The sequence below is a fragment of the Reyranella soli genome (assembly GCF_007992495.1).
In the GTDB taxonomy this organism is placed as follows: domain Bacteria; phylum Pseudomonadota; class Alphaproteobacteria; order Reyranellales; family Reyranellaceae; genus Reyranella; species Reyranella soli.
Genome location: NZ_BKAJ01000037.1, coordinates 20,364 through 43,819 on the forward strand (window position 1 = coordinate 20,364; position 23,456 = coordinate 43,819).

The 23,456-nt window shown below is 63.0% G+C and carries 24 protein-coding genes and 1 pseudogene; 22 read left to right on the plus strand and 3 right to left on the minus strand.

From position 1 onward, the window contains the following. The first annotated feature begins 1 nt into the window (after position 1). The 3 genes from ccoO to ccoP are packed head-to-tail and all read left to right on the plus strand — an operon-like array spanning position 2 to position 1,762. The gene (gene ccoO / locus RSO01_RS12320) at positions 2–733 is read left to right on the plus strand and encodes a cytochrome-c oxidase, cbb3-type subunit II (RefSeq protein ID WP_147149397.1); all 732 of its coding nucleotides are present in this window, start codon (positions 2–4) and stop codon (positions 731–733) included. Between the two features lies 1 nt (position 734). Next, complete coding sequence (locus RSO01_RS12325; protein ID WP_147149398.1) at positions 735–899, plus strand: cbb3-type cytochrome c oxidase subunit 3; 165 nt, start codon at positions 735–737, stop codon at positions 897–899. Beyond that, positions 890–1,762 (plus strand): cytochrome-c oxidase, cbb3-type subunit III, encoded by an 873-nt coding sequence (gene ccoP, locus RSO01_RS12330; RefSeq protein WP_147149399.1) that lies wholly within the window; start codon positions 890–892, stop codon positions 1,760–1,762. The genes RSO01_RS12325 and ccoP overlap by 10 nt, the downstream gene beginning before the upstream one ends. Positions 1,763–1,770: 8 nt before the next feature. On the opposite strand, the gene RSO01_RS47205 is transcribed toward ccoP, so the two are convergent. Then, the gene (locus tag RSO01_RS47205) at positions 1,771–1,911 is read right to left on the minus strand and encodes a hypothetical protein (RefSeq protein WP_170303010.1); all 141 of its coding nucleotides are present in this window, start codon (positions 1,909–1,911) and stop codon (positions 1,771–1,773) included. A 50-nt stretch (positions 1,912–1,961) separates the two neighbouring features. On the opposite strand from RSO01_RS47205, the gene RSO01_RS12340 reads away from it, so the two are divergent. The 5 genes from RSO01_RS12340 to RSO01_RS12360 all read left to right on the plus strand — a co-directional run bounded on the left by RSO01_RS12340 (position 1,962) and on the right by RSO01_RS12360 (position 5,909). Further along, a complete protein-coding gene (locus RSO01_RS12340; RefSeq protein ID WP_147149401.1) occupies positions 1,962–2,744 on the plus strand; it encodes a DUF2189 domain-containing protein in 783 nt (260 codons plus the stop codon). Further along, positions 2,725–4,947 (plus strand): cation-translocating P-type ATPase, encoded by a 2,223-nt coding sequence (locus RSO01_RS12345; RefSeq protein WP_147149402.1) that lies wholly within the window; start codon positions 2,725–2,727, stop codon positions 4,945–4,947. Before RSO01_RS12340 ends, RSO01_RS12345 begins: the two co-directional genes overlap by 20 nt. Continuing rightward, positions 4,944–5,120, plus strand: a complete 177-nt coding sequence (ccoS, locus tag RSO01_RS12350) for a cbb3-type cytochrome oxidase assembly protein CcoS (RefSeq protein WP_147149403.1) — start codon at positions 4,944–4,946, stop codon at positions 5,118–5,120. Before RSO01_RS12345 ends, ccoS begins: the two co-directional genes overlap by 4 nt. Continuing rightward, positions 5,117–5,389, plus strand: a complete 273-nt coding sequence (locus RSO01_RS12355; protein WP_147149404.1) for a hypothetical protein — start codon at positions 5,117–5,119, stop codon at positions 5,387–5,389. Before ccoS ends, RSO01_RS12355 begins: the two co-directional genes overlap by 4 nt. A 130-nt stretch (positions 5,390–5,519) precedes the next feature. Beyond that, a complete protein-coding gene (locus tag RSO01_RS12360; RefSeq protein WP_373867898.1) occupies positions 5,520–5,909 on the plus strand; it encodes a cupin domain-containing protein in 390 nt (129 codons plus the stop codon). Positions 5,910–6,760: 851 nt separating this feature from the next. On the opposite strand, the gene RSO01_RS12370 is transcribed toward RSO01_RS12360, so the two are convergent. Then, on the minus strand, positions 6,761–8,338 hold the full coding sequence (locus RSO01_RS12370; RefSeq protein WP_174825927.1) for a winged helix-turn-helix domain-containing tetratricopeptide repeat protein: 1,578 nt from the start codon (positions 8,336–8,338) through the stop codon (positions 6,761–6,763). A gap of 287 nt (positions 8,339–8,625) precedes the next feature. Between RSO01_RS12370 and RSO01_RS12380 the strand changes: the two genes are divergently transcribed. Next, positions 8,626–9,102 (plus strand): cupin domain-containing protein, encoded by a 477-nt coding sequence (locus RSO01_RS12380; protein WP_147149405.1) that lies wholly within the window; start codon positions 8,626–8,628, stop codon positions 9,100–9,102. Positions 9,103–9,322: 220 nt separating this feature from the next. Further along, positions 9,323–9,724 (plus strand): hypothetical protein, encoded by a 402-nt coding sequence (locus tag RSO01_RS12385; protein ID WP_147149406.1) that lies wholly within the window; start codon positions 9,323–9,325, stop codon positions 9,722–9,724. A 204-nt stretch (positions 9,725–9,928) separates the two neighbouring features. Here RSO01_RS12385 and RSO01_RS12390 read toward each other — a convergent pair whose 3' ends face one another. Then, positions 9,929–10,402, minus strand: coding sequence for a cytochrome b (locus tag RSO01_RS12390; RefSeq protein ID WP_246158343.1), 474 nt, complete (start codon positions 10,400–10,402; stop codon positions 9,929–9,931). Positions 10,403–11,124: 722 nt separating this feature from the next. Between RSO01_RS12390 and RSO01_RS12395 the strand changes: the two genes are divergently transcribed. The 12 genes and pseudogenes from RSO01_RS12395 (at position 11,125) to RSO01_RS12450 (ending at position 23,157) form a co-directional block, all read left to right on the plus strand. Beyond that, a complete protein-coding gene (locus tag RSO01_RS12395; protein ID WP_147149407.1) occupies positions 11,125–11,526 on the plus strand; it encodes a c-type cytochrome in 402 nt (133 codons plus the stop codon). 460 nt (positions 11,527–11,986) lie between these two features. Further along, on the plus strand, positions 11,987–13,741 hold the full coding sequence (locus tag RSO01_RS12400) for an ABC transporter transmembrane domain-containing protein (protein ID WP_147149408.1): 1,755 nt from the start codon (positions 11,987–11,989) through the stop codon (positions 13,739–13,741). Between the two features lie 522 nt (positions 13,742–14,263). Further along, positions 14,264–14,782, plus strand: coding sequence for a peptide-methionine (S)-S-oxide reductase MsrA (msrA, locus tag RSO01_RS12405; RefSeq protein ID WP_147149409.1), 519 nt, complete (start codon positions 14,264–14,266; stop codon positions 14,780–14,782). Further along, a complete protein-coding gene (locus tag RSO01_RS12410) occupies positions 14,779–15,852 on the plus strand; it encodes an AraC family transcriptional regulator (RefSeq protein WP_147149410.1) in 1,074 nt (357 codons plus the stop codon). The genes msrA and RSO01_RS12410 overlap by 4 nt, the downstream gene beginning before the upstream one ends. 645 nt (positions 15,853–16,497) lie before the next feature. Continuing rightward, complete coding sequence (locus RSO01_RS12415) at positions 16,498–16,941, plus strand: hypothetical protein (RefSeq protein WP_170303011.1); 444 nt, start codon at positions 16,498–16,500, stop codon at positions 16,939–16,941. A gap of 93 nt (positions 16,942–17,034) precedes the next feature. Then, on the plus strand, positions 17,035–17,178 hold the full coding sequence (locus tag RSO01_RS12420; RefSeq protein ID WP_170303012.1) for a hypothetical protein: 144 nt from the start codon (positions 17,035–17,037) through the stop codon (positions 17,176–17,178). Positions 17,179–17,344: 166 nt separating this feature from the next. Continuing rightward, positions 17,345–18,436: a tyrosine-type recombinase/integrase gene (locus tag RSO01_RS12425; RefSeq protein WP_147149413.1), complete on the plus strand. Its 1,092-nt coding sequence runs from the start codon at positions 17,345–17,347 to the stop codon at positions 18,434–18,436. A 217-nt stretch (positions 18,437–18,653) separates the two neighbouring features. Further along, positions 18,654–18,851 carry a hypothetical protein gene (locus RSO01_RS47210; RefSeq protein WP_170303013.1) on the plus strand — a complete coding sequence of 66 codons (198 nt, stop codon included), beginning with the start codon at positions 18,654–18,656 and terminating at the stop codon, positions 18,849–18,851. A 140-nt stretch (positions 18,852–18,991) separates the two neighbouring features. Beyond that, positions 18,992–20,434: pseudogene (locus RSO01_RS12435) on the plus strand (adenylate/guanylate cyclase domain-containing protein); the annotation flags it as partial. Between the two features lie 599 nt (positions 20,435–21,033). Then, positions 21,034–21,285: a BufA1 family periplasmic bufferin-type metallophore gene (locus tag RSO01_RS12440; RefSeq protein ID WP_147149416.1), complete on the plus strand. Its 252-nt coding sequence runs from the start codon at positions 21,034–21,036 to the stop codon at positions 21,283–21,285. Between the two features lie 133 nt (positions 21,286–21,418). After that, complete coding sequence (locus RSO01_RS12445; protein ID WP_218037323.1) at positions 21,419–21,892, plus strand: DoxX family protein; 474 nt, start codon at positions 21,419–21,421, stop codon at positions 21,890–21,892. Between the two features lie 14 nt (positions 21,893–21,906). After that, on the plus strand, positions 21,907–23,157 hold the full coding sequence (locus tag RSO01_RS12450; protein WP_147149417.1) for an NAD(P)/FAD-dependent oxidoreductase: 1,251 nt from the start codon (positions 21,907–21,909) through the stop codon (positions 23,155–23,157). Positions 23,158–23,456 lie beyond the last annotated feature (299 nt).

Consider the following 23,456-nt stretch of genomic DNA (forward strand, 5'->3'; position numbering starts at 1 on the left):
CATGTTCGGACTTCATTACTGGTTGGAAAGCAAGACGGTCGGCTTCGCGCTCTGCATCATCATCGTCGCCAGCATCGGCGGCGTGGTCGAGATCGCGCCGCTCTTCACCATTCACCAGACGGTCGAGGACTCGCCCGAAATGCGGGTCTACACGCCGCTCGAGCAAGCCGGCCGCAACATCTATGTCCGCGAAGGCTGCTACGCCTGCCACTCGCAGATGATCCGGACCTTGCGCGACGAGGTCGAGCGATATGGTCCTTATTCGCTCGCGGTCGAATCCAAGTACGACCATCCCATGCTGTGGGGCTCCAAGCGCACCGGGCCCGACCTCGCGCGCGTGGGCGGCAAATACTCCGACGAATGGCACGTCGCGCATCTGGTCAATCCGCGCGATGTCGTCCCGGAATCAGTGATGCCTGCATACGCCCGCCTGCTGCGCAACGAGCTGCGCACCGACGATCTCGCCAGCCATCTCAAGGCCCTTCGCGCCGTGGGCGTGCCCTACACCGACGACATGATCGCCAACGCGCGCGCCGACGCCTACGGCCAGGTGTCGCCGGACAGCCCGCTCGCGGAAGGGGTCAGCAAGCGCTACGGCGACGCGACGACGGTGCGCGTGTTCGACCGTAATCCGGACCAGCTCACGGAAATGGACGCGCTGGTCGCCTACCTGCAGATCCTCGGTCGGCTGACCGACGCGGCCCACAAATCCACGGCGCAAGCGGGCGAATGACATGGCACACGAAGACCTCGTCTGGTTGGCGCAATCGTTCGGCCTGTTCTACCTGATCGGCCTGTCGGTGATCGTGCTGGTGCACGTCTACTGGCCGTCGAACAAGAAGCGCTTCGAGCGGGCCGCGGCGGCAATCCTCGAGGCTGAGGACAGGCCATGTCGCTAGAACGCGATCCGAAGACAGGCTGGCTCACCACCGGACACGAGTGGAACGGTCTCACCGAGCTCAATACACCCCTTCCGCGTCTGGTGTCCCTGTTCCTGGCGCTGGCCGTGCTCTTCTCGGTCGGCTGCTGGGTGCTGATGCCGGCCTGGCCGGTGGGCACGACCTATACCAAGGGCCTGCTGGGGTTGGACGATCGCACCGAGCTGACGGAGTCGGTGAAGCAGGCGACGACAGATCGCACGACGTGGACCGACCAGATCGCCACGAGAAGCTTCGCCGAGATCGAGGCTGAGCCGCGCGTGATGACAGCGGTGCGCCAGACCGGCCCCGTGCTGTTCGGCGACAATTGCGCCGCTTGCCATGGACGCGACGCCAAGGGCGGCAAGGGCTTCCCCGATCTGCGGACAACGTCGTGGCTATGGGGCGGCTCGCCCGAGGCGATCGCGGAAACCATTCGGGTCGGCATCAACTCGGCGCATCCCGAGAGCCGGAACTCGCAGATGCCGGCGTTTGGGCGCGACCAGATCCTGCAACGCACCGACATCGAGAACGTGGTTGCCTACGTGCTCAGCCTCAGCGACCCCAAGGAGAAGCCTGTGGTCGGCAATGCCGAAGCTGGCAAGGCCGTGTTCACGGCGAACTGCGTCGTCTGTCACGGGTCCGAGGCCAAGGGCACGGCGGACGTCGGCGCGCCGAACCTCACCGACAGTTTCTGGATGTATGGCGGTGACGGGACCTCGATCTACAACACGGTCTGGGGTGGCCGGCAGGGGCACATGCCGACCTGGGAAAGCCGGCTGTCGCCTGTCGACCGCAAAATCCTCGCCCTCTATCTCGTCGATCTCGGGAAACTGCGGCCATGAGCATTAACCTATCGACGAAAGCCGTTGTCGTCATGGTCGTGGCTGGCCTTGTCGCTCTCGTCCTGGCGGCAAATGGTCACCTCGTCTACGTGGCCGTGATCACGCAACCCGACTGCGTCGCTCATCTCAAACGGGCCGACGTCGGCCATAGCGGATCGTACCGCGCGGCGAAGTCCGCCTGTTCGCCCGGAGGCACATCATGACGCCGACGATTCCTGCGGTGGTTCCGCCTCTGCCACACGAAAACCCTTTCAAGCGGCGATACGCGGCCACAGTGTCGTTTCAGTGGCTGGCGGCCGGATGGCGCGACCTGCTTACCAAGCCCGTGCCCAGCCTGATCTACGGCCTTGTAGTGTTCGCCGTGTCCGCGATCATCGTCGTCGGCCTGTTCACCTTCGATCTGGACTACATCCTTTTACCCGCCTTTGCCGGCTTCATGGTCGTGGGACCGGTGCTTGCCATCGGGCTCTATGAGAAGAGCCGGCGCCTGGCGGCAGGTACACCGGTCACCCTCGGCAGTATGCTGAGGCCGCACGCGGTATCGATGGGACAGATCCTGTTCATAGGAGTCCTGTTGTGCCTGGTCATGCTGCTGTGGATGCGCGCGGCGGTGATCCTCTGTGCTCTGTTCTTTGGCCTGTTGCCGTTTCCGGGTCTGGCGCAGATCGCGCATGTCCTTTTCACCACGCCGACCGGCTGGGCGCTGCTGATTGTCGGCACCGCGGTCGGTGCGCTGTTCGCCGCCTTTTCCTTCGCTATCAGCGCATTCTCCATACCCATGCTGCTCGAGAAGCGGATGGACGCCCTGACGGCGATGGGGACCAGCATGGCGCTGGTCTGGAACAATCTGCCGGTCATGCTGACGTGGGGTGCGATTGTTCTTTCTCTCTTCCTGCTGAGCTTGGCCACCGGCCTGTTGGGCCTGATCGTTGTGTTTCCTTTGCTGGGACACGGAACCTGGCATGCTCACCGCGCCATCTAGCCCCACCGACGAACTGCTGCTGGCAAGCCGCATCCTCGGGTCGGGTCTGCGACAGAGCGAGCTAAGTGTCCCAACGATCCACTGCGGCGGCTGCGTGCAACGGATCGAGCGCGTGCTGTCCGATCTGCCGCAGGTCGAGCGCGCACGTGTCAACCTGTCGACCAAGCGCGTCAGCGTCACATGGCGTGGCGAGGGTCCCCCGCCACTGATCTCGACCCTGAACGACGCAGGGTTCGCGGCCCACATCCACGATTTCGCCATCGAGGAGAAAGACGGCGGCCTGCGCCAGCTTGTGCGCGCGCTGGCTGTGGCCGGCTTCGCCTCCGGCAACATCATGATGCTATCGGTCGCGGTATGGTCCGGTGCTGATCCTGCGTCGCGCGACACGTTCCACTGGCTGTCGGCTGCAATTGCCCTGCCAAGTCTGGCCTATTGTGGTCGCATCTTCTTCCGCTCGGCTTGGCAGGCCCTGAGACATGGTCGGACCAACATGGATGTTCCGATCTCGATCGGCGTTCTGCTGGCCTTCGGCCTCAGCTTCTACGACACGCTCCATCACGGGGCCCACGCCTATTTCGATGCCGCGATCTCGCTGCTGTTCTTCCTCCTGGTCGGCCGCACCCTCGATCACCTGATGCGCGAACGAGCGCGCACTGCCGTTAAGGGTCTGGCCCGTCTGGCTGCGCGTGGCGCCACAGTGCTGCTGCCTGACGGATCGCAGCGCTTTTTGCCTGTGGCCGACGTCCGGCCCGGCATGACCGTTCTGCTGGCTCCCGGCGACCGCGTGCCGGTCGATGCGCAGGTTCTGGCGGGCTGCTCGGAGCTCGACGTCTCGCTGGCATCGGGGGAGAGCCTTCCCCAACCCGTGGGTGCAGGGCATCGGCTGCAGGCGGGCGCGCTCAACCTCACCGGCGCCTTGACTCTGCGAGCGACGGCGGCCGCGCACGAATCTTTCCTGGCTGAAATGACGCGCATGATGGAGATGGCCGAAGCCGGGCGCACGGCCTATCGCCGCATCGCCGATCGTGCCGCAAGGCTGTATGCGCCTGCAGTCCATCTCACGGCGCTGCTGACGTTCGGCGGCTGGCTGTTGGCGACGGGCGATTTACATCAGGCCGTGACCGTCGCCATCGCCGTTCTCATCATCACCTGTCCGTGCGCGCTGGGGCTCGCTGTTCCCATGGTCCAGGTGGTCGCGGCCCGGCACCTCTTCCAAAACGGCATCATGGTCAAAGACGGCGGCGGGCTGGAGCGTCTCGCCGAGGTCGATCACGTCGTCTTCGACAAGACCGGCACACTCACCAAGAGTGCGCCGAGATTGGCGGAGTCCGAGGCCACGGCACCCGACTTGCTTGCGATCGCGGCCGCCATGGCAACGTGCTCGCGTCATCCCTATTCGCAGGCCATCGTAGCCACCGCGCGGGCGCGCGACGTTCCGATCGCTACATTGGGCGAGCTCCATGAGTACCCCGGGTTTGGCCTCGAGGCGCGCATCGACGGCAAGACCTATCGCCTAGGCCGGACCGACTGGGCGCTGCCCGACGCCAGCCCCCGCGACGGTGTCGTTTTGTCCGAAGGCGGTTCCCTGCTTGGGCGCTTTTGCTTCGAGGAGGAACTGCGTGCCGACGGGCCCGAGGCAGTGGCAGCCCTGGCGGCAAGGGGCATCCGTGCCGAGATACTGTCCGGCGACCAAGAGGGAACGGTGCGTCGGCTCGCTTCGCTGCTGGGCCTTGCCTATCGCGCCGGCGTCTCGCCGGCAGACAAAGTGGCCTATATCTCCTCGCTGGCGCGGACCGGGCGAAAGGTCCTGATGGTCGGCGATGGTCTCAATGACGGTCCGGCGCTGGCGACGGCCCATGTCTCCATGGCGCCTGCGGGCGCAACCGACGTCGGACGCAACGCGGCCGATATCGTCTTCCTGAACGACAGCCTGCACGCCGTACCCGAAGCCATCGACACCGCCTGCAAGGCAAGGGACCTCATCCGGCAAAACCTCATTCTCGCTGTCGGCTACAATGCGCTCGCCATGCCAATTGCCATTCTTGGCTTGGTGACGCCTTTGATTGCAGCCATTGCCATGTCGCTTTCGTCCATTGCAGTAGTCGGCAATGCTCTGCGTCTCGGCAAGCGGCGATCCGAAGGGGCGGCATCAAAGGGTGATGTACTTACCGCGGTGCGGCCAGCCGTAGGGGCGGCGCGATGAAGGATTTCTTGTATCTCATTCCAGTTGCGCTGGCCCTCGGCGCCGCAGGCCTCTCGGCTTTCCTGTGGTCGCTTCGCAGCGGGCAATACGACGATCTCGACGGAGCCGCCGAGCGCATCCTGTTCGATGATGACGTGCCAATGAAGGCCAACCCACCGAGACGCGACCGATGATGCTGAAGCTGCGCGCCAGCATCGCCCCCTCGAGAAGGACGCCACGGGCGGCCGGGATCATCGTCGTGCTTTCGATCGTCGGCATCCTCGTGCTCTCGCTGTGGTATCTCGCCCAGCCGCTGCCGCTCCTTGTCCAAGGCGAGGCTGACGCAACCCTCATCGACCTCGCAGCACAAGTCGACGGCAATCGGGGTGAAAATGTTCAATCGGGCCAGAGGAGCGGACCTGCACGACGCACTAGCTCGACCGCCAATCCTGTGCAGGGGTAGGGTCCACCAGGAGAAATCGATGAGCATCGCAATGGACATGACTTCGCCACTCGCCGATCGAGCGCTTCGGCTGTCACTCGTTGTCATCACGGCTGTCGTTTTCGCAGTCGCAAGCGCGAGAGCCTTGCACATGAACATGGACGCGATATCGGAATTTCCGCTCCCGCTATGCGCCGCTGATGCCTCGTCCGGCAACAAGGTGGAGGTGGTCAATTCGTACGCGATACCGGATATGCCCGGAAAGAGAATGACGGTCGTCCGAGTGACTTACGGACCGGGTGGCTTTACGCCGCCACACCGTCATGGCGGCACGGTCACGGCCTACATCACCAAAGGCCAGATCAGGTCACAACTCAACGATGGACCGGTGGAGATATTCGATGTCGGTCAGTCGTTCTTTGAACCGCTGGGCACGATACATCGAGTGTCCGCCAACGTGAGTAACACCGAGTGGGCCGAACTGATTGCTGTTTTTGTCGCTGACGAAGGCGCACAACTGACGACCCTTATCGAGCCTTAAGGCGACGGAGGCCCGAAGCAGACGATGCGCGGCTTGTCGCCTTCTGTGGCATTGCCGCGACCGCGGCGAAAAAGCTCTATGACCGGGATTTCCGTGGCAGGAGCCCGAAATCCCCTCCGCATTGATCGGAACGAAAGCGCCGTCGCTGAACCTGCCGCTCCAAGGTTCTACGCGCGCTTTCCGCGGGTGCGTCAGCTTGAACGCTAAGAATAGCTCGCACCTTCCAACGCGCCGCGCCTGCGAGGTACTATCGGGCTTCCCTCGGGACCTCTGACTGCCGAAAACCACAGATACCCATTCTCTCTTTCGCGTCTCCAAGGGCGCACGTCGCGTTAGTATCTGCGCGCCGCCTCAGCCTCGGCTCTCGACTTCTCGGCCTTCTTGGCTTTCTCGACCTTCTCGGTGCGAGCCCTTAGGCGACGTTCTTTTGCTTTCAGGCGGCGTTTGCGAGGGTTCCTCATGGGGAGCACAATGGGCCGCCACTTTGCCCGCATCAACCCCGAAGGCGAAGCCGCCGGCGATGTTGTTCGTCTAGCCCTTGTGTCCGGCCCGCAATCGAGCCCACGAACGCGATCATCCCCGGGTCGACCGGTAAACAGCCTCTCACGAGGACTGGCTGAAGCAAGGCTAGAGTCAAAACCGATAAGTCTGCTTCGCCGTGTCCGTTTCCGGTAGGATCGCAGACATCGGTGAACCTCTGCGATTCGTCAGAGATGGGCCAGAATCAGACATTGTCTGGCAAAGTGCACGTGGCGCGGCATTGCGATCTTGGAAACTACCGATCTTGGACCTGCGGCGCGTTACGCGAGACTGTGGAACTCGACACGGACACGGAGGTCGTTGCACCGAGGCTACTCGGGAGCCCCTGCCATCCGCACCCCATCGAAGAGATGTTTGTCGTCCTTCTCATATTTGAACCTGATAAGCCGTCTCGCCGTGCCGGCGAGTGTATAGTTGGGCTCGCGCCGTAGAACCTCGGCTACCTCCGACTGCGCCTCCGCCTTGCGGCCCAATCGCGCGTAAGTAGCCGCCAGCCAGAGGTGGGGCGACCGAAATTCTGGCGACCTTGCGACACAATCGGTCAGCATTGGCAGGGCCTGCTCGTACTGTTTGAGCATGTAATGGGCCAATCCGGCATAGCCGGAGGCTATCGGCGAATGGAAAGGATCGAGCCGCCTGTAGGTCGCGAGCACATCGATCGCTCGCTTCGACTGGCCGGCCGACACCAAGGCCAGGCCGAACGCCCAATCGACGAAGCTCGGATTGAGCGCAATGGCTCTCTCGAACGTCGCAATGGCGGCGTCAGATTGCATCTTGTGCGTGAAGACACAGCCGACACAGCCATGCGCTTCGGGCAAATTGGCATCAAGCCGCACCGCTGCGAGTGCCAGCTCGTGGGCTCGGTCAAGGACGTCGCGATTGAGAAAATCACCGTCCAACGGGAGTGCCCAGGCCGTGCAGAGTGTGCGCGCCAGGATGGCGTAAGACCGGGCATAGTTTTCGTCGATGGCTAGTGACTGGCGGAGCAGGCGCTGCGTCTCGTGCAGGTCCTCAACGCTGAACGATGAAAGGAAAGCGTTGTAGGTTTCAGCCGCCTGCAGGTAATAGTCGTACGCCAGCCAACTATTGGGAGGCTTGGAGCGCGACCATTCGACTTCGGCCTTCTTGACGTGCGCAGTCAGGATCGTCGCGATTGTGCTGACGACCTCGTCTTGAAGCGCGAAGACGTCTTTGAGATTGCGATCGTAGTGCTCGGCCCAGCGGTGCCCGCCGGTAATCGCATCGACGAGCTGGGCAGATACTCGCAGCCGGTCGCCACCTCGTCGCACACTCCCCTCCAGCACGTAGCGGACCCCGAGCTGGCGCCCGACCAGTCGTACGTCTACAGACTTGCCTTTGTACTGGAAGCTGGAATTGCGCGCGATCACGAACAGCTCGTTGCGTCGGGACAGCTCCGTGATGATGTCTTGCACAATGCCGTCGGCAGTATATTCCTGTTCGGGGTTGCCGCCGAGATTGGCGAAGGGCAACACGGCGATGGACGGCTTGGCCGGCAGCGTCAGGGCGGGTTTCGACGTGTCCAGGGAGATTTCGCCGACGCCCGCATATCTGGAATTACGCTCTTCCCGTACATCTGCGACGAAGCGGAAGCCCTTGCGTTGGAGCGTCTTGATTCGCCGTTGCTCCTTGCCGTTGTCGCCGATGACCTTCCGGACGGCGTTGATGCAGGTCGTCAGCGCCGATTCCGAAACGATGCGGCCGTTCCAAACTGCAGCCAGAAGATCGTCCTTGCTGACCACGCGCTCGCGGTTGGCGATCAGGTAGACCAGCAGGTCGAAGGCTTTTGGCTCAAGACGCAGCAAACCGTCGTCGCGGCGAAGCTCACGCCTGTCCGTATCCAGGGAAAAGTCGGCAAACAGGTAGTGCACTCTGCAGTCTCCGGGGCGGCGCCAGCGTAGCACAACGGTATTGGACCGCGTCAGGACTTCCCAAGGAAAAGCTAAGGTCAGGCTGACGTGTTCCTAAAGCGAACTTCGTCAGCAGCCGGCACCCTGCGCCGAAACGTGGGCGTGCGGAGGTTACAATGGTTCCTCACACCACCTCATGGCTGGCGTGGCCATGGTCATGATGACTTGCGCGGCGATGAGAGACGAGTTGAAGGGCTACAAAGGGTCGATTGCCATTGGTATCGACAAGCGGCAACGGGAGAAGTCACATGTCAAATGATGCACCTGCCAGGCGCGACGTTCTTCTGACTCTTGCAACGGCACCGTTCGCGGCATGGCTCGCACATATGGGCGATGCGCGCGCGCAGGTGGGCGTAAGTCCGGTTAAGGTCGATACCAAAGGCTTGGTCGCCAAGATCAAGTTCGAGGCGCCGCTCGAAGGGTTCCTTAAGGAGCTCAACGGAAAGTACAAGCTCAGGGTCACCGAGTTGACGCTTGCCCCCGGCGGACATGTGGGCGAGCACAATCACGAGGGCCCCGGTATCCGTCAGGTCACCTCCGGCTACATGACTTACGTCTTGCCGGACAAGACCGCGGTCTACGGCCCGGGCGATTTCTTCTTTGAATCTGGCGACGTAAACCACACCGTCTTCAACAAGACGGACGCCCCCATGGTGCACGTGCTCTTCGAGATACTGCCGGTTAGCCTGAATGGCCCTTCGCTGATTCCGGTCAGGCATCACTAGGAGGTCGTCCGCCTCTGACATGAACGCAGCCAATTGCGTCGATCCAGCGATCGGAAACCGTCGAATTATCACCGTGTCGGATGCCGGGACCGCGAGGAGGCTTTAGTGTCGACAGTTAGGACTTTCCAAGGAAAAGCCAAGGTCAGGCTGACGTACTCCTTAAACGAACTGCGTCAGCTGCCGGCACCCCCCGCCGAAACGTAGGTGTGCGGAGGTTGCAATGGTTCACACCTACCTCATGGCTGGCGTGGCCATGGTCATGATGACTTGCACTGCGATGAGCGACGAGTTGTTGAAGGGCTACAAAGGGGCCCAGTTGCGGGGATCGATCTCCTGCATCCATCCGAACTTCATTCATGATCTCATCGAACGTGTCGGGGACGCCGAGAACTACACCTTTGTCATGCGACTCCACCTGGAGCAAGGCCACTGCGTCGAAGCCGATATTCCGACAATTCTCAAGAAGCCAATGCACAATGGCACCTTTAGCTCCTGGGACGGATATGAAGCCGAAATTTGGGAAACGGTCCTGAAGCTCGACCACGGCGATGGAACGGTCGATTTCTTGAGTTCCTACAGCATCGTGTTCCCACTGCAGATGGAACGGACCTACGAGGACTAACCACAGGCGCACGAACAAGGGCAGTGTGACCCAGCCGCCGGCGCTGCTGCTGCGTCCGCTTGAAGTGATCGAGTAAACCGCGTCCGTGACGTCCGTTTCGGGTCATTCTCTACCGAACTGCTCAACGTCTCCAACGTCTGGAAGCAGCCTGAAAGCAGAAGTAGACGCGCTCGCTTATCGGGTTTTGACCCCCAGTCTAATCATTCATCCGCCCGGAGCCATCGACTGAAAGACTTCGTCGCGCAGATAGAAGCGGTGGAGAAGAGCCGCGGCTGCATGCACGCCGGCAACCCACAGGATGGCGTTGCCGAGGGTGATGTGTATTTCCATGATCAGCTGCCCCAGTCCATGGGCCTTCGCGATCTGGGGGGCGATGTCGAATCCGGGAAGGGTGACGGGAAGTCCCTCGAGCCAGGTACCGAGCACCGCCGTTGCCGGAATCGCGATGAGGAGCGCATAAAGAGCGAACTGGACGAGCTTCGCGGCCGCGGCCATCCATTGCGGCATCGGCCGCTTCGCGGGTGTGCTGTCGAGCAGCCGCCATAGCAGCCGCAGAACGACGACAACAAAGACGAACACCCCGAGCATCTCGTGTATCCTGCGGAGCCCGTCCGCGTCGGCGGAATAGAGCGAATACCGGTCGCCCTTGCTCAGCACATAGGCGGCGAGAACCAGCATGACGGTCAGCCAATGGAAGGTCCGGACAGCGCCGCCATACCGAGAGGAAGTGCTACGCAACCGATTATTTAGCTCCATCTTGAGCCCGCGGCTCCGGTTGATGAACGGTGGCGACGCGTCGCCAGAAATTTGACCGCTTGCCATGCTGGCCGGCTGCCCACGGCATCCAAATCTATGACGAACCCATTGCCGAGAAGTCCTCAATTGGCGTCCGGTCCTCCGGCACCCATCAGCCGGAGAGGATCATCGCGGCGGTTGTGGCGATTGGGGGCTTTCGCCAAATAGCAACTGCCGGTTAGCTTCGTTCCGTCGTGCGCGCGACCGAAGAAGCGGCGGAAGTCCGTGCCGCGCGGTCATTCGCCCGGCGACATCCTAGACCGGGAAATCGAACTTGGCTTGCTTCAATCGCGGCCCGACCGACGCGCGGGCAACCGGCGCGGGAGCATCGGGACGGCAAGGGCGCGCTGCCGGGCAGCTGTCGTGTTGAGCGCACATCGAGGCGGCGCCGTGCTGCCCTTGCTTGTCATAAGACGGCCGATGTCGCTTGGCACCAGGAACAGTGCATTCCGCGCCTTGCATGCATTTCCTGGCCGGACGCCAGTCTCCACGGACGCTCGGACACGCGATTCGGACCCACAGGGCGCGTTCCTCAATTACACCATCACACTAACAACTCGCCCTTCCGAGTTCATGACCTGCTGTTGTTCAAAGGAGTCTCGGTGATGCGCCTCAGTCTTGCCGTGCTGGCGATCGTGGTCGCGTGGTCCGCTACCGCGCGTGCAGGAGGCGATCCGACTCGAGGCGAGGTTATCTTCCGCCAATGTTCGGCCTGCCATGCGGTTGGTCCCAAGGCACCCGTCAAGTTGGGACCGCCGCTGAATGGTGTTGTCGGGGGCGCCTGGGCGACGCGGCCGCACTACGCCTATTCCGCAGGGCTCGTCGCCGGTCAAAAGGCCGGCCGGACCTGGGATGAGGCTACGTTGAACGAGTGGCTGACGGCGCCGCAAAAACTGGTTCCCAAGACGAAGATGTTTTTTGGTGGCCTCCACGACCAGCAGCAGCGAGACGACGTCATCGCCTATCTGAAGCAGTTCGAAGAGAACGGCGAGAAGAACAAGCCGTAGCTACGACAACAATTCCGCCATTGACCCCTGTACTTGGGTACAAAGACATGCCCCGCTTTCCAGCGACCTCCGCAACTTCTTGAGATCGGATCTCCAACGTGGGGAGTAAATGGACCGATGCGGGACGATCCCCTCTCGACTTAACCATCTACACCACGATCCTCTCTCTCGGGCTCTACAACGAGCCGGCAGAGTGGTCTCGGACGTTGTGTGACTGATCGGCGCCAACGGAATGTTTGCAGCAACACGAGCGAGCCGAAACTTCGGCGCTGACGTCGTGATCGTGCGGCGCACAGCGTTACGCTACGTTTGCACGGAGTCGCTCGCGCGCAATTGGAAACGGTTGTGTTGATGTGCACCGTTTCCGCGGCGACGAGGTGCGGGACCGAGCTCGGCTCACGTCCGGACGCTCTCGATCGCAGCGGCGAGTCGTAGGATCTACGGTAGAAAGGCAGCCGGAATGAACCGCTTTGCAGGGCTCAGGCTTCTCGGGCCCTACCTGCATCCCCATCGCGGACGAGTCGCGCTGGCGCTGCTTTCCGTGATCGTGGCGGCAGGCACCGTTCTCGCCTTCGGAGCATGCTTGCGCGCTTTGATCGATCGCGGCTTCAGCCAAGGGCAACCCGACGTACTCCACTATGCGGTCGCGTGGATACTGATCGTTGCCACCGTCCTCGCGGTCGCGTCGGGCTCGCGCTTTTATCTGGTGTCGTGGCTCGGCGAGCGCGTGGTAGGCGATCTGCGGCGCGACCTCTTCGCCCACGTGGTGCGGCTTGGCCCGGCCTGGTTCGAGATCAAGCGGTCGGGCGACGTGATGAGCCGCATCTCCTCCGATGCCCAACTCATCGAACAGATGATCGGCTCCTCGACCTCGGTGGCGCTGCGCAACACGCTGATGTGCGTGGGTGGCATCGCCATGCTGGTGATCACCAATCCGAAGCTGGCCGCGTTGGTGCTGGCGCTCGTGCCGCTCGTGGTGGCACCCATCATCATCTTCGGCCGCAAGGTAAGGGCTCTCTCGCGCGAGGCGCAGGCGCGGATCGCCGATCTCGTGTCGGACGGTGCGGAGACGCTCGACGGGGTGCGCACGGTTCAGGCATTTGGGCAGGAACAGTGGGTGGCCAAGCGTTTCGGGGAGGCTACCGAACGGGCCTTCGCGGCAGCAGTCCAGCGCATCACGCGCCGTGCCATCATGACCACGCTGGTGATCTTCATCGTGTTCGCCGCAGTAGGCTTCCTGCTGTGGACCGGCGGACAGGATGTGATCGCAGGCCGCATCACGGCAGGCGATCTTTCGGCCTTTGTGTTCTATGCCGTGCTGGTGGCGAGCTCGGGCGGGGCCATTAGCGAGACGATTGGCGATCTGCAGCGGGCGTCGGGCGCTGCTGAACGTCTGTCGGAACTCAAGGCCGAGCCACCAGTTATCCTCGAGGCTGCACAGCCAAAGTTGCTGCCGCAGCCGGTTCGGGGCCGGATTGCTTTCGACAAGATCTCCCTCCGCTACCCCGCGCGACCCGACACGCTGGCGCTCGATCGCTTCGATCTTACGGTTGCGCCTGGCGAGACCGTGGCGATCGTCGGCCCATCGGGAGCGGGCAAAACGACGGTCTTCAGCTTGTTGCTGCGCTTTTATGATCCTGAGAAAGGCACAGTGCGGGTCGATGGTGTCGACATTCGTGAGCTGCGGCTCCACGAACTGCGCCGCTGCCTGGCGATCGTGCCGCAGGAGCCGGTGCTGTTCACCGCAACCGTCGCCGACAATATCCGCTATGGCCGGCCAGAGGCGTCTGAAGCTGAGGTCAAGGCGGCGGCGGAGGCGGCCTCGGCACTCGGTTTCATTGAGGCGCTGCCCCACGGCTTCACGACACATCTCGGGGCCCGCGGTGTGAGGCTGTCAGGCGGCCAGCGGCAGCGCATCGCCATTGCCCGCGCACTGCTCTGCGATCCGGCTATTCTCCTGCTCGACGAGGCCACGAGCGCGCTGGATGCCGAGAGTGAACTCGCCGTTCAGCAGGCACTCGACGGGCTGACGCAGAGGCGGACCACCCTAGTGATCGCCCACCGGCTGGCTACCGTGCAAAAGGCTGACCGGATCGTGGTGGTTGAAGGCGGGCAGTTGGTCGATGTCGGAACCCACGCTGAACTCGCGCGCCGCGGTGGGCTTTACGCCCGGCTGGCGGAACTGCAGTTCAATCTGTCAGCCGCCGCAGCCTAGGATTTTGGTTTGGTCTCAGTCGGATATTTTGGAGATCGGCCGCCGCACGTTCCTGCTCCCCTCGCATCAGTTGAGGGAACGTGAGCAAGTGCGACGCCGGTCCGAACGCACCGCCGTCCTCCTCCATCGATTTGGACGATGGGATACGTATTTAGGACTCATGGGCTCACCTCCAAGCTTTAGGGTCCGGGCATCGTTGCGGAGGCGCCGGTCAATTGACCAGAGGAACATCGGACGGTGACTACGGGGCTTCGCGCAGCAAGCCCAGAGGGAGAAGCAGATGCGCCGTGTGCGGCAGGCACTGCAATTGGGCCGCATGCCGGCGCGCACGATGACATTCCGCAAATGGCACCAGCCACATGGTCCTATTTGTCGATCATCTGGAAGTCGGGTTTTCCCTGGTGCCTATGCGCGAAAGGATAGACCAGTTTGTCCTCAAAAGGTGGTCGTGGAACGCCATCGTGGGTCCCCTTCGCGACGGGAGCGGCGAGCTCACCTGCTAGATCTAAGAGGCCGCTAAAGATGGCAGCACCGGCGCTTCTCGAACGCGCAATATTTGCGGGAGGGCGCTTCTGGGGTCTGCAGCGTCTACTGCGTCGTTACCCAAACGTCGCCAGAACGCGCGTCGGATATGTCGGCGGGAAGAAACCCTGCCCGACACATCAAAACATTGGATCCCACGCGGAGGCCGTAGAGGTGGTGTTCGGTGCAGAAAAGCCGGGCTACCGACGTCTCCTAGAGTTCTTTTTCCAAATCCATGATCCAACCACGTGGCACCGCCAGGGCGACGACATCGGTTCGCGTTATAGATCTGCGGTATTTTTTTCCACTAGTCTCCAAATGCGTGTCTCTACGGACACGGTCGCTGCGATGGACGCTTGCGGTCTCTGGCCCGGCCCCGTTGTGACACAGATAATTCCCGCTGGCACCTTTTGGGAGGCTGAGCCCGAGCATCAAGATTACTTCGATCGCCATCCTGGTGCGTTCAGGCGCCACTTCATTCGGCCGAACTGGATCCTCTCGGCCAGGCACCGTGAATGAGAACGTCTTCGACGGCAGTGGAAAGACTGCGAGGAAACCGTGCAACCCATCGAAACTGGATTAGACAAGGGTCTAACACCGCAAAAAGGGAGTTAAGAGAGGTGACTAAGCGCTCTGTTCCACGAAAGGCCGATCTTGATTGCCTCGTCGCTTCGATGGAGGTCGAGGTCGCGGCCCTCACGGAGTGCTTCGTAAGCCCGGGCTGGCGGTTGTGCTTCCCCGCCGCCAAGCTCCCTGCGATTCACTACACATTGAGCGGGTGTGGCCGAATGAAAGCCGGCGGAGATTCTCCTTTTGCATTACGCCCACACACCCTTGTCATCATGCCGCCGGATCGAGCGTTTCACATCGAGAGCCGCGCTGCGGACGACGCAAACGCTCCCTTCAGGTCGAGGGAGGTGAGTATGCTGTCGCTCGACCTTAGCGATAAGGTCGAGACCTTCCGCGCAGGCCATGGTGACCCTCAGGTCTCCGTCATCTGTGGGTATTTCCGCGCATCGTACGGGCTCTCAATTGATCTCTTCGCCACGTTTCGCGGCCCCATCATTGAGCAATTCGAAGACTTCGATCATCTCTCCTACAATCTCAAAAGCGTCCTGGCGGAGCTGAGCGCCCGCCGGGTAGGAATGAGAGCCATGACCGCCGCGGTGTTGAAGCAGGTTTTGGTAACACTTCTCCGGCGCTCGCTGATGTCCGCCAAAACATGGACGGAGCGTTTCGCTATGCTCAGTGATCCTCAGATCGCACGTGCCTTTGCTGACATGGTGGAAATGCCTGGCGCGCCACATTCAGTACAGAGCCTGTCGCAAGCCGCCGGCCTAAGCCGCTCGGCGTTCATGGAGCGGTTCCAGCGTGCGTTCGGCCAACCTCCGATGCTCGCCTTGCGTGAACTGCGGATGCGCCACGCCGCCAAACTTTTGCAGGCACAAGCTCTCAACATTGATCAGGTAGCGCTGGCGGTGGGGTACAATAGCCGCAGCAGCTTCTCGCGCGCTTTTCGACAAGCACACGGACGCGAGCCAAGTGTGCATCGCGCAACCAAGCGCCCTTCCGGGGCCGAGCACACATAGGATCGAGTCGCCGTTGGGAACTGAGATGGCGCAATACCCAGGGGTGTTGTCGCGTTGCCCTTGGAAGGGGAGTTTCCCCGCTTCGAGCCTGTACTAATCAAATCCAAGCTGACATCTTGCAAGGAAGTTGGCGGCGAACATTTGGTCTGATCGAGACGGACCACCACACCGCTCCGTGCTGCAGGAGCCGGCAACGAACACGACGGACCGGCGCCGCTCTCTTCGTAGTCAATTGGGCCCCAGGCGATCATCGATCATGTCTGTCAGCCCCCTTGTGCTAACTAAGGCCGTGATTTCGGTTCCGTCAGGGCGATGGTCGGGCCAGTGCGGGACACGCGCTCGCGTCCGACCTGAGCCCGATCCTTATGGTCGGGTTTCGAGCACCATGTTGAAGGGCCACTCGGCGGCGCGCGGTACGGGTGGTCGAATGCGTGATGCTGCTTTTGCTGGTCGGCGGTGGGCCGACCTGCTCGCATTGGCGTTCTCGTTCCCGCTAGCTCCGTCTGCGGTGACCCGTGCAACCACTCACCGTTCTGCCCGTAAGGGTTCAGTTGGCGCCTAGAACACCCGGTCGCCATCGAGACAGCTCGGCCGCCGGCGCAAATCGCCTCGGCACTCGCGACGCTCAATCTAGCTGAAACAGCCGTGGAGACGCGCCGCGACAGCACGGTGGCGCGCTTCGTCCTCGCCCATATGCTCTATCAGGATGGACTCGTAGTGCTGTTCTCCCTGGGCGGTGTTTATGGCGCCGAGCTCTTTGGCTGGGGCTCCGCGGAACTCGGTGTGTTCGGAGTCCTGGCGCTGGTGGCGGGCATGATCGACGCGCTCGTCGGCGGTAGGCTCGGCGATCGCTTCGGCGCCAAACCCGTCATTCCGGGCGCCCTGATAGTGCTCGTTGTCTTCTGCCTCGGCGTCCGTCGTTCAGACGCGATCATATCTGTTCCCGATTGCCGCCACCGCGCCGCTGCCGGGAGACGGACTTCACCCCCTCGACCTTGGCAAAATTCGGCATGCGTGCCGACGTCGTTGCCTTCGCGTCCTAGAGATCGCGTTGGGCACTTGGCACATCGTCGCCTTTTCGGCTTGTGATCGGGAAGGCGCAGCTCTCGGAGGGCTATGGCGCAGCTCTGGGTAGAGACGGGTCGTTTTGTGACTACGATTATCCCGTTACAGTCAAACATCATGGCTCGGAATCAATTCACACTCGCCGAAGTTGCAGAGCTGTGGTCGATTCGTACCCTGCGCGGCTTGCTCACTCTCGCCTGCCGGCGTGCGCTCGACCAGCCTTGCCATGTCGACGTCTATCTCAAGGTGGCCAACCGATGAGCGATCGCCGCCTCACTCTTCAGCAGGCCGCCGACCGCCAGCAATGGTCAGTCAAGACGCTGAAACGCTTGCTTGCACTCCATCGAATCGACACGATCGGAACCGGCCGTCGGGCACGGCTCACTGAGGAAGACCTCCAGCGGCTGGAGGTGAAGGAACGGGAGAGATGTCGTACAAGCTCATCCCGCCCGGAAAGCGGCGGAACCGGCATTACTGGCTTCGCGGGACGATCGCCGGAGAGCGCGTTGAGGTCTCGACGGGCTGCGAGACTCGCCAAGCAGCTCAGGCATGGGCGGCCGATTACGTTGCCCGGCTCGAAGGTCAGCGCGTTCCCGGTATCGGAGAGGTAGTCGCTTTTGAGCGCGCAGCAGAGCTTTACAAGGCAGCGCACCCACATCTGTCGAAGAGCGACATCAGGCTTGTCGGCGCTGTGGCGAAATACTTCCGCAACAAGGGGAAGGCCTGCCACGAGGTCGTTCACGCCGATCTGGTGGCCGCAGCGGATGAACTGAAGCCGGGGCGAGCGGCATCGACGAAGAACCGCAAGGTCATCGGGCCCGCCGCGGCCGTGCTGCACTACGCTGCCAACAATCAATGGTGCACGTACCAACGCATCGAAAAGTTCTGGGTCAGCCGCAAATCCAATCGCGAGCCAGCGCGTGATGAAGATCTGGCGGTGCTGATCGCCAACGTCGAGGCCCCGCCGCGCCGCAAGAAGTTCGGCCGTAAGGCGGACTATAACGTCGCTTTCAAGCGGCTCCTGCTGCTCATGCTCTACGAGCTCGGGTTGCGCATCGGCCATCTCCTGACGGTGCGCTGGGACGACGTCGACCTACGGGCCGCCCGGCTCAAGGTCCGCATCCCCAAGAGCGACGAAATCGCCAGTCTCGAGCTCTCCCCGGTCATCGTGAGCGAACTGGCGAACCTGACGTCGGCGACCGGCGTGAACCGACCGGCCCTTGGCCGCGGGGTCGACCGTCGCGGCAGGCTCTTCCCGTGGACTACCAATCGGGGCGTTCACGCCTGGCTGAAGCCGCTGACGGATCGGCTTGGCATCAAATACACGCCGCATATGAGCCGGCACAAGCTGGCCACCGATGCCCAAGTCCTGCCCGACAAAAAGGCCGCCGAGCTCGGAGTCTGGAAGGACCCCCGCAGCCTGCACCGCTATCAGCATGTTCGACCTGAGGCGATCCCCGGCCGCTCGGCCGCGACATTGCTCGCCCTCCCCGCACCAGACAAGCGCAAGGCAAGCTGAAAACGGGGGGATTGGTTGGAGGACATCACTGCCAATCTATGAGCCGGCCGGCTACGTCGTCGACGAACCGATCGATCATTTGATCGAGCGACTCGCCGCGGTAGTTGCGGCCGCATAGTGCCCCGCGTGGGCCGGAGCCTGATGCCAAACGCCGAAGTGCCCCGCTGGCTGAACGCAGATAACATGCAACTCCCACGGCAATCCGTCATTTCGATACTTGCTGATCGAGGGTAATCGCGTGGCAAGCCATCGAGAGTGGGCGTTGTTGGACGTGCGTAGAAAGCGGGAGCAGGCCGCTGAAGCCCGCCGGCTGGCCCAGCTGATCACGCTCAAAACAGATCGCGACGCATTGCTCGCGCAGGCGGCGGATCTTGAAGCCCGAGCAGACCAGATAGAGCGCCAGCTTAAGACCTAGTGCTCGCCGCGGGCGTGTCTGCACCATCCAGCCCCTGCCCAGCGGTCCTCGGCCGCCGACCAGCAAGAATTTAGGGGGACACCAAGTCGCGTAGAGAGATCTCTCACTCCCCGGCCGCCCGTGTACCGTCCCACCGCTCCTCGAAGGTCGCTGCGGCCGTCGCCCGCTGCAGCGCCACGCCGGACAGGTCGGCCGTGTGCTTCGAGGATTTCGCACCCTATGCCCCCTCGCGCGGCGCACCCACCGCCTTCATGGCGGCGCCGGTGATCGACCAGGGCATCGTTGTCGCCGTGCTGGTCGCGCAGCTGTCGGTCGAGGAAATTGACAATGTCGTGACCGGCGACCGGCACTGGCGCCAGGATGGCTTCGGCGCCACGGGCGAGGCCTATGTCGTGGGCGCCGATCGCTTAGTGCGCTCCGGCCCGCGGGCGTTCTACGAGAATCCCGACCAGTATTTTGCCGAGCTGAAGGGCGGCGGCGAGCTCGCCGAGAACATCGACGCCATCCGCCGCTACGGCACGCCGGTGCTGCATCAGCGCGTCCTCACCGAGGCCGCCCGGGCGGCCCTGGCTGGTGTCGAGGGCACAGGCGAGATTTCGGGTTATCGCGGCATCCCAACGCTCGCCTCGTGGGGACCGCTGGCAATCCAGGACACCAAATGGGCGTTGATCGCCAAGATCGACACGTCCGAGGCGTTCGCGCCCGTTTACAAGCTGCGACAGAATCTGATGATCGTGGGCGGCCTGGCTCTACTGACCGTGATCGTTACCGGCGCCTGGCTGTCACGCTCGTTGCTCGGGCCGTTGCGCGAGCTCACCGCCGGCGTGACGAGCTTTGCGGCCGGCGACTACAGCTCCAAGGTGGCGGTGCGCACGCGCGACGAGATCGGCCGGTTGTGCTCGGCCTTCAACGGCATGGTCGACGAGCTGCGCGGCAAGAACGTCGTCATCGAGAACAAGAACCGGGAGAACGAGGAGCTTCTGCTGAATGTCCTGCCGGCGCCGATCGCCAACCGCCTGCGCGGCGGCGAGCAGGGCATCGCCGACGGCTTCGCCGAGGTCACGGTGGTCTTCGCCGATCTAGTGGGCTTCACCGAGATGTCGTCGGAGATGCCGCCGGCTAAGGTGGTCACCCTGCTAAACGGCCTGTTCAGCCGCTTTGACGAGGCCGCCCACGAGCTGGGCATCGAGAAGATCAAGACGGTGGGCGACGCCTACATGGCGGTGTGTGGCATGCCGGTGCACGTACCCGACCACGCCGAGCGTATGGTGCGCATGGCCATCCGCATGGTCCATATCACGCGCGAGCACGCGCTGGAGCATCACGCCGCCATGAAGCTGCGGGTCGGCATCAACAGCGGGCCGGTGGTGGCAGGCGTTATCGGCAAGAGCAAGTACATCTACGACCTGTGGGGCGACACCGTGAATCTGGCGAGCCGCATGGAGTCCGGAGGCCTGCCCGACATGATCCAGGTGACACGGTCGGTCTACGACAAGCTCAAGGACAAGTTCGTCTTCGAGCCGCGCGGCGAGATCGAGGTCAAGGGTAAAGGCAGTGTCGAAGCTTGGCTTCTGAAGCTATAGGGGATTGGCCGACCGTAACGGGTGAAGCTTTCCGCCGATATTGCAATAGGAGGCATGAACGTCCGGTTTGGGCAATCTCTGACGACTGCTGACCGTGTCGGATGCCTGGAGTCGGCCCAAAAGCAGAGGTGCAAGGTTATGGGGGTTTTAAGCTTGCGCGGCCGGTTCGACGGCAGATCAACATTACCCACTAGCAACAGCACAGGCGACAGTGCCGTGGTCTCGACCAGCCCACTATCAGTTACTAGACCCTCTCCGACTCTGTGGACCGAGACCGCCTCAATCAATGAGCGCAGGACTTAGAGGAGCAAGCGCGCAGACTTGACGCGGAAGCCACGCAGGGGAAAGACGACTAGCCCCGTTACGCGCCGGCTTCACAGACGGCAGGCACCTTCAGCAGGCAAGCCTATCGGCGAGCTGAGGGGAGCGCGTTTGTGACCGAGCGGCGTTGCACGCAACCCATTTGCTATGCCCGAGCGCTCTGCGGTGGACCATAGTGTGGCTGCATCGATCTCATAGCGACTCAATATTTCCGAGTTCGTCATGATCCTCTCAATGTGTACTCACCCGAAAGGGACACACTTGAGGAGACCAACATCATGAAATCCACACTGACCATCGCTGCCGCGCTCAGCGCCGCCCTGCTCCTGGCCTCGCAAGCCCAGGCCCAAGGGCCGACGACCGAGAAGTGCTACGGCGTCGCCAAGGCCGGCAAGAACGACTGCCAGACCGCGACCTCGTCGTGCGCCGGCACCTCGAAGAAGGACCACGAAGCCAGCGCCTGGCTCGCCGTTCCCAAGGGCACCTGCGAGAAGATTGCGGGCGGCTCGCTCACGGCCGCCAAGGGCTAGCTCACCACCCCATCGGCCGCCGCGCCTGGACCCGTTCGGAACAGGCACCGGCGCACCAATCCCGCCCCACCTCCGGGCTGGCTCCGATACGAGTGGCCAGGCCGGCGGCCGAACCATCTTCCGAGAGGCCATCATGACCAGCACCACATTCGATCCCCTGCGGCACGACAGCAGCCTGATTGCCCGGCTCGACATGCTGCGCACCACCGCCGGCCGCTTTCCGCTGTCGCTGATCGAGCTCGGTATGCGGCTGGCCGTCGGCGCCACCTTCTTCCGCTCCGGCATGAACAAGCTCGAGAGCTTCGACACGGCGATCATTCTGTTCCGCGACGAATACCGCTTGCCGCTGCTGCCGCCGGAGCTTGCCGCCTACATGGGCACCACGGTGGAGCTCGGCGCGCCGGTGCTGCTGGGGCTGGGCCTTTTCGCCCGCCTGGGCGCGGCGGCGCTGCTCACCATGACGCTGGTGATCCAGTTCCTCGTCTATCCGGAAAACTGGCCGGAGCATCTGATGTGGGCGTCGATCCTGGCCTATGTCCTGAGCCGCGGTGCCGGCAAGCTGTCGATTGACCGCCTGATCGCCTTCAACATGTTCGGTCGCAAGTAGTTTTGGAGGTCGCCATGGCCCGGCCGCACATCGTCATCGTCGGCGCGGGCTTTGGTGGTCTTGCCGCCGCTCACGGCCTAGCCGGCGCCGCCGTCGACGTCACCGTCATCGACCGGCGCAACTATCACCTCTTCCAGCCGCTGCTCTACCAGGTGGCGACGGCCGGGTTGTCGCCGGCACAGATCGCGTCGCCCATCCGCGCCATCCTGCGACGTGCCGCCAACGTGCGGGTCGTAATCGGCAAGGTCAGCGGCATCGACAAGGAGCGTTGCCTGGTCACAGTCGATCAGGGCACGATCGCCTACGACCATCTGGTTCTGGCGACGGGCGCCCGGCACTCCTATTTCGGTCGCGAAGACTGGGAGAATGCTGCCCCGGGCCTGAAGAAGATCGACGATGCCATCGGCATCCGTCGCCGCCTGCTGACGGCGTTCGAGGAGGCCGAGGCGGCAAGCTCTCCGGAAGTGCGCCGCCGCCTGCTCACTTTCGTCGTGATCGGTGGCGGGCCGACCGGCGTGGAGATGGCCGGCGCCATTGCCGAGCTGGGGCGCGTGGCGCTGCGCCGGGACTTCCGCAACATCGACCCGGCCGATGCGCGCGTCGTGCTCGTCGAGGCAGGCCAGCGCCTGCTTCCGACATTTCCCGCGATGCTGGGGCACGCTGCGCGCGAAGCCCTCCAAGAGCTCGGCGTCGAGGTCAGGCTCGGCACCGCTGTCACGCAGTGCGACAGCGAAGGCGTGGCGATCGGCGAGGAGCGGCTCAGCGCCGCCACGATCGTATGGGGCGCGGGCGTGATGGCCTCCGCGGCGGCGGCCTGGCTGGGCGTGGACAAGGATCGCGCCGGCCGCGTCGTGGTCGGGCCCGATCTCACGGTGCCGGACCATCCCAAGATTTCCTGCATCGGCGACACGGCCTCGGTCATGGACGCGGCCGGCAAGCCGCTGCCCGGCCTTGCACCCGTCGCCAAGCAACAGGGAGCCTACGTTGCGCGTCGCCTGCGGGCTGCGCTCTCGGGCAAGGCTCCTCCTCGGCCGTTCCGTTACAGCAGCTGGGGAACCATGGCGACCATCGGTCGCCGCGCCGCCGTCGCCGATCTGGGATGGGTGAAGCTCGACGGCACCTTGGCATGGCTGTTGTGGAGCGCGGTCCATGTCTCGTTCCTGATCGGCTTCCGGAACCGGCTGGTCGTCATGCTCGACTGGCTGTGGTCCTACTTCACCTTCCAGTCCGGCGCGCGCCTCATCACTGGACCGGGGTCGCACTGATCTCTCCCTCCCCCCGCTGGAGGCAAAGATCATCGGGTCGCCCAACCAGGCGCGTTCACCGCTGGGCTGACAGCGGCGCCGACCAAGTGGTTGCGGCTAATCCGTTCGTGCAGGAACAGGGCGGTGCCGTCACCGTCGAGGGTGTTATGACCGCGCCGTGCGCGAGGGGTACGAAACCGTAGCCGCCGGTCTGCAGCAGCGCGAACGGGGCACCGCCTAACAGGCTTGAGATCAGAGCCCGCCGCCAGCCGAGGCCGGCGAAGTAGCGCACGCCATAGCGCAGCAGCAGAGGCAGCGTG

Excerpts from the sequence above, each read along its gene's own strand:
- RSO01_RS12355 (WP_147149404.1), top strand. The coding sequence starts at position 5,117 with ATGATGCTGAAGCTGCGCGCCAGCATCGCCCCCTCGAGAAGGACGCCA.
- RSO01_RS12340 (WP_147149401.1), top strand. The coding sequence starts at position 1,962 with ATGACGCCGACGATTCCTGCGGTGGTTCCGCCTCTGCCACACGAAAAC.
- msrA (WP_147149409.1), top strand. The coding sequence starts at position 14,264 with ATGGCAGCACCGGCGCTTCTCGAACGCGCAATATTTGCGGGAGGGCGC.
- RSO01_RS12325 (WP_147149398.1), top strand. The coding sequence starts at position 735 with ATGGCACACGAAGACCTCGTCTGGTTGGCGCAATCGTTCGGCCTGTTC.
- RSO01_RS12420 (WP_170303012.1), top strand. The coding sequence starts at position 17,035 with ATGGCTCGGAATCAATTCACACTCGCCGAAGTTGCAGAGCTGTGGTCG.
- RSO01_RS12395 (WP_147149407.1), top strand. The coding sequence starts at position 11,125 with ATGCGCCTCAGTCTTGCCGTGCTGGCGATCGTGGTCGCGTGGTCCGCT.
- RSO01_RS47205 (WP_170303010.1), bottom strand. The coding sequence starts at position 1,911 with ATGGCCGACGTCGGCCCGTTTGAGATGAGCGACGCAGTCGGGTTGCGT.
- RSO01_RS12360 (WP_373867898.1), top strand. The coding sequence starts at position 5,520 with ATGAACATGGACGCGATATCGGAATTTCCGCTCCCGCTATGCGCCGCT.
- RSO01_RS12425 (WP_147149413.1), top strand. The coding sequence starts at position 17,345 with ATGTCGTACAAGCTCATCCCGCCCGGAAAGCGGCGGAACCGGCATTAC.
- RSO01_RS12400 (WP_147149408.1), top strand. The coding sequence starts at position 11,987 with ATGAACCGCTTTGCAGGGCTCAGGCTTCTCGGGCCCTACCTGCATCCC.
- RSO01_RS12440 (WP_147149416.1), top strand. The coding sequence starts at position 21,034 with ATGAAATCCACACTGACCATCGCTGCCGCGCTCAGCGCCGCCCTGCTC.
- RSO01_RS12450 (WP_147149417.1), top strand. The coding sequence starts at position 21,907 with ATGGCCCGGCCGCACATCGTCATCGTCGGCGCGGGCTTTGGTGGTCTT.
- RSO01_RS12380 (WP_147149405.1), top strand. The coding sequence starts at position 8,626 with ATGTCAAATGATGCACCTGCCAGGCGCGACGTTCTTCTGACTCTTGCA.
- RSO01_RS12390 (WP_246158343.1), bottom strand. The coding sequence starts at position 10,402 with ATGCTGGTTCTCGCCGCCTATGTGCTGAGCAAGGGCGACCGGTATTCG.
- ccoS (WP_147149403.1), top strand. The coding sequence starts at position 4,944 with ATGAAGGATTTCTTGTATCTCATTCCAGTTGCGCTGGCCCTCGGCGCC.
- ccoP (WP_147149399.1), top strand. The coding sequence starts at position 890 with ATGTCGCTAGAACGCGATCCGAAGACAGGCTGGCTCACCACCGGACAC.
- ccoO (WP_147149397.1), top strand. The coding sequence starts at position 2 with ATGTTCGGACTTCATTACTGGTTGGAAAGCAAGACGGTCGGCTTCGCG.
- RSO01_RS12385 (WP_147149406.1), top strand. The coding sequence starts at position 9,323 with ATGGTTCACACCTACCTCATGGCTGGCGTGGCCATGGTCATGATGACT.
- RSO01_RS12410 (WP_147149410.1), top strand. The coding sequence starts at position 14,779 with ATGAGAACGTCTTCGACGGCAGTGGAAAGACTGCGAGGAAACCGTGCA.
- RSO01_RS12345 (WP_147149402.1), top strand. The coding sequence starts at position 2,725 with ATGCTCACCGCGCCATCTAGCCCCACCGACGAACTGCTGCTGGCAAGC.
- RSO01_RS12445 (WP_218037323.1), top strand. The coding sequence starts at position 21,419 with ATGACCAGCACCACATTCGATCCCCTGCGGCACGACAGCAGCCTGATT.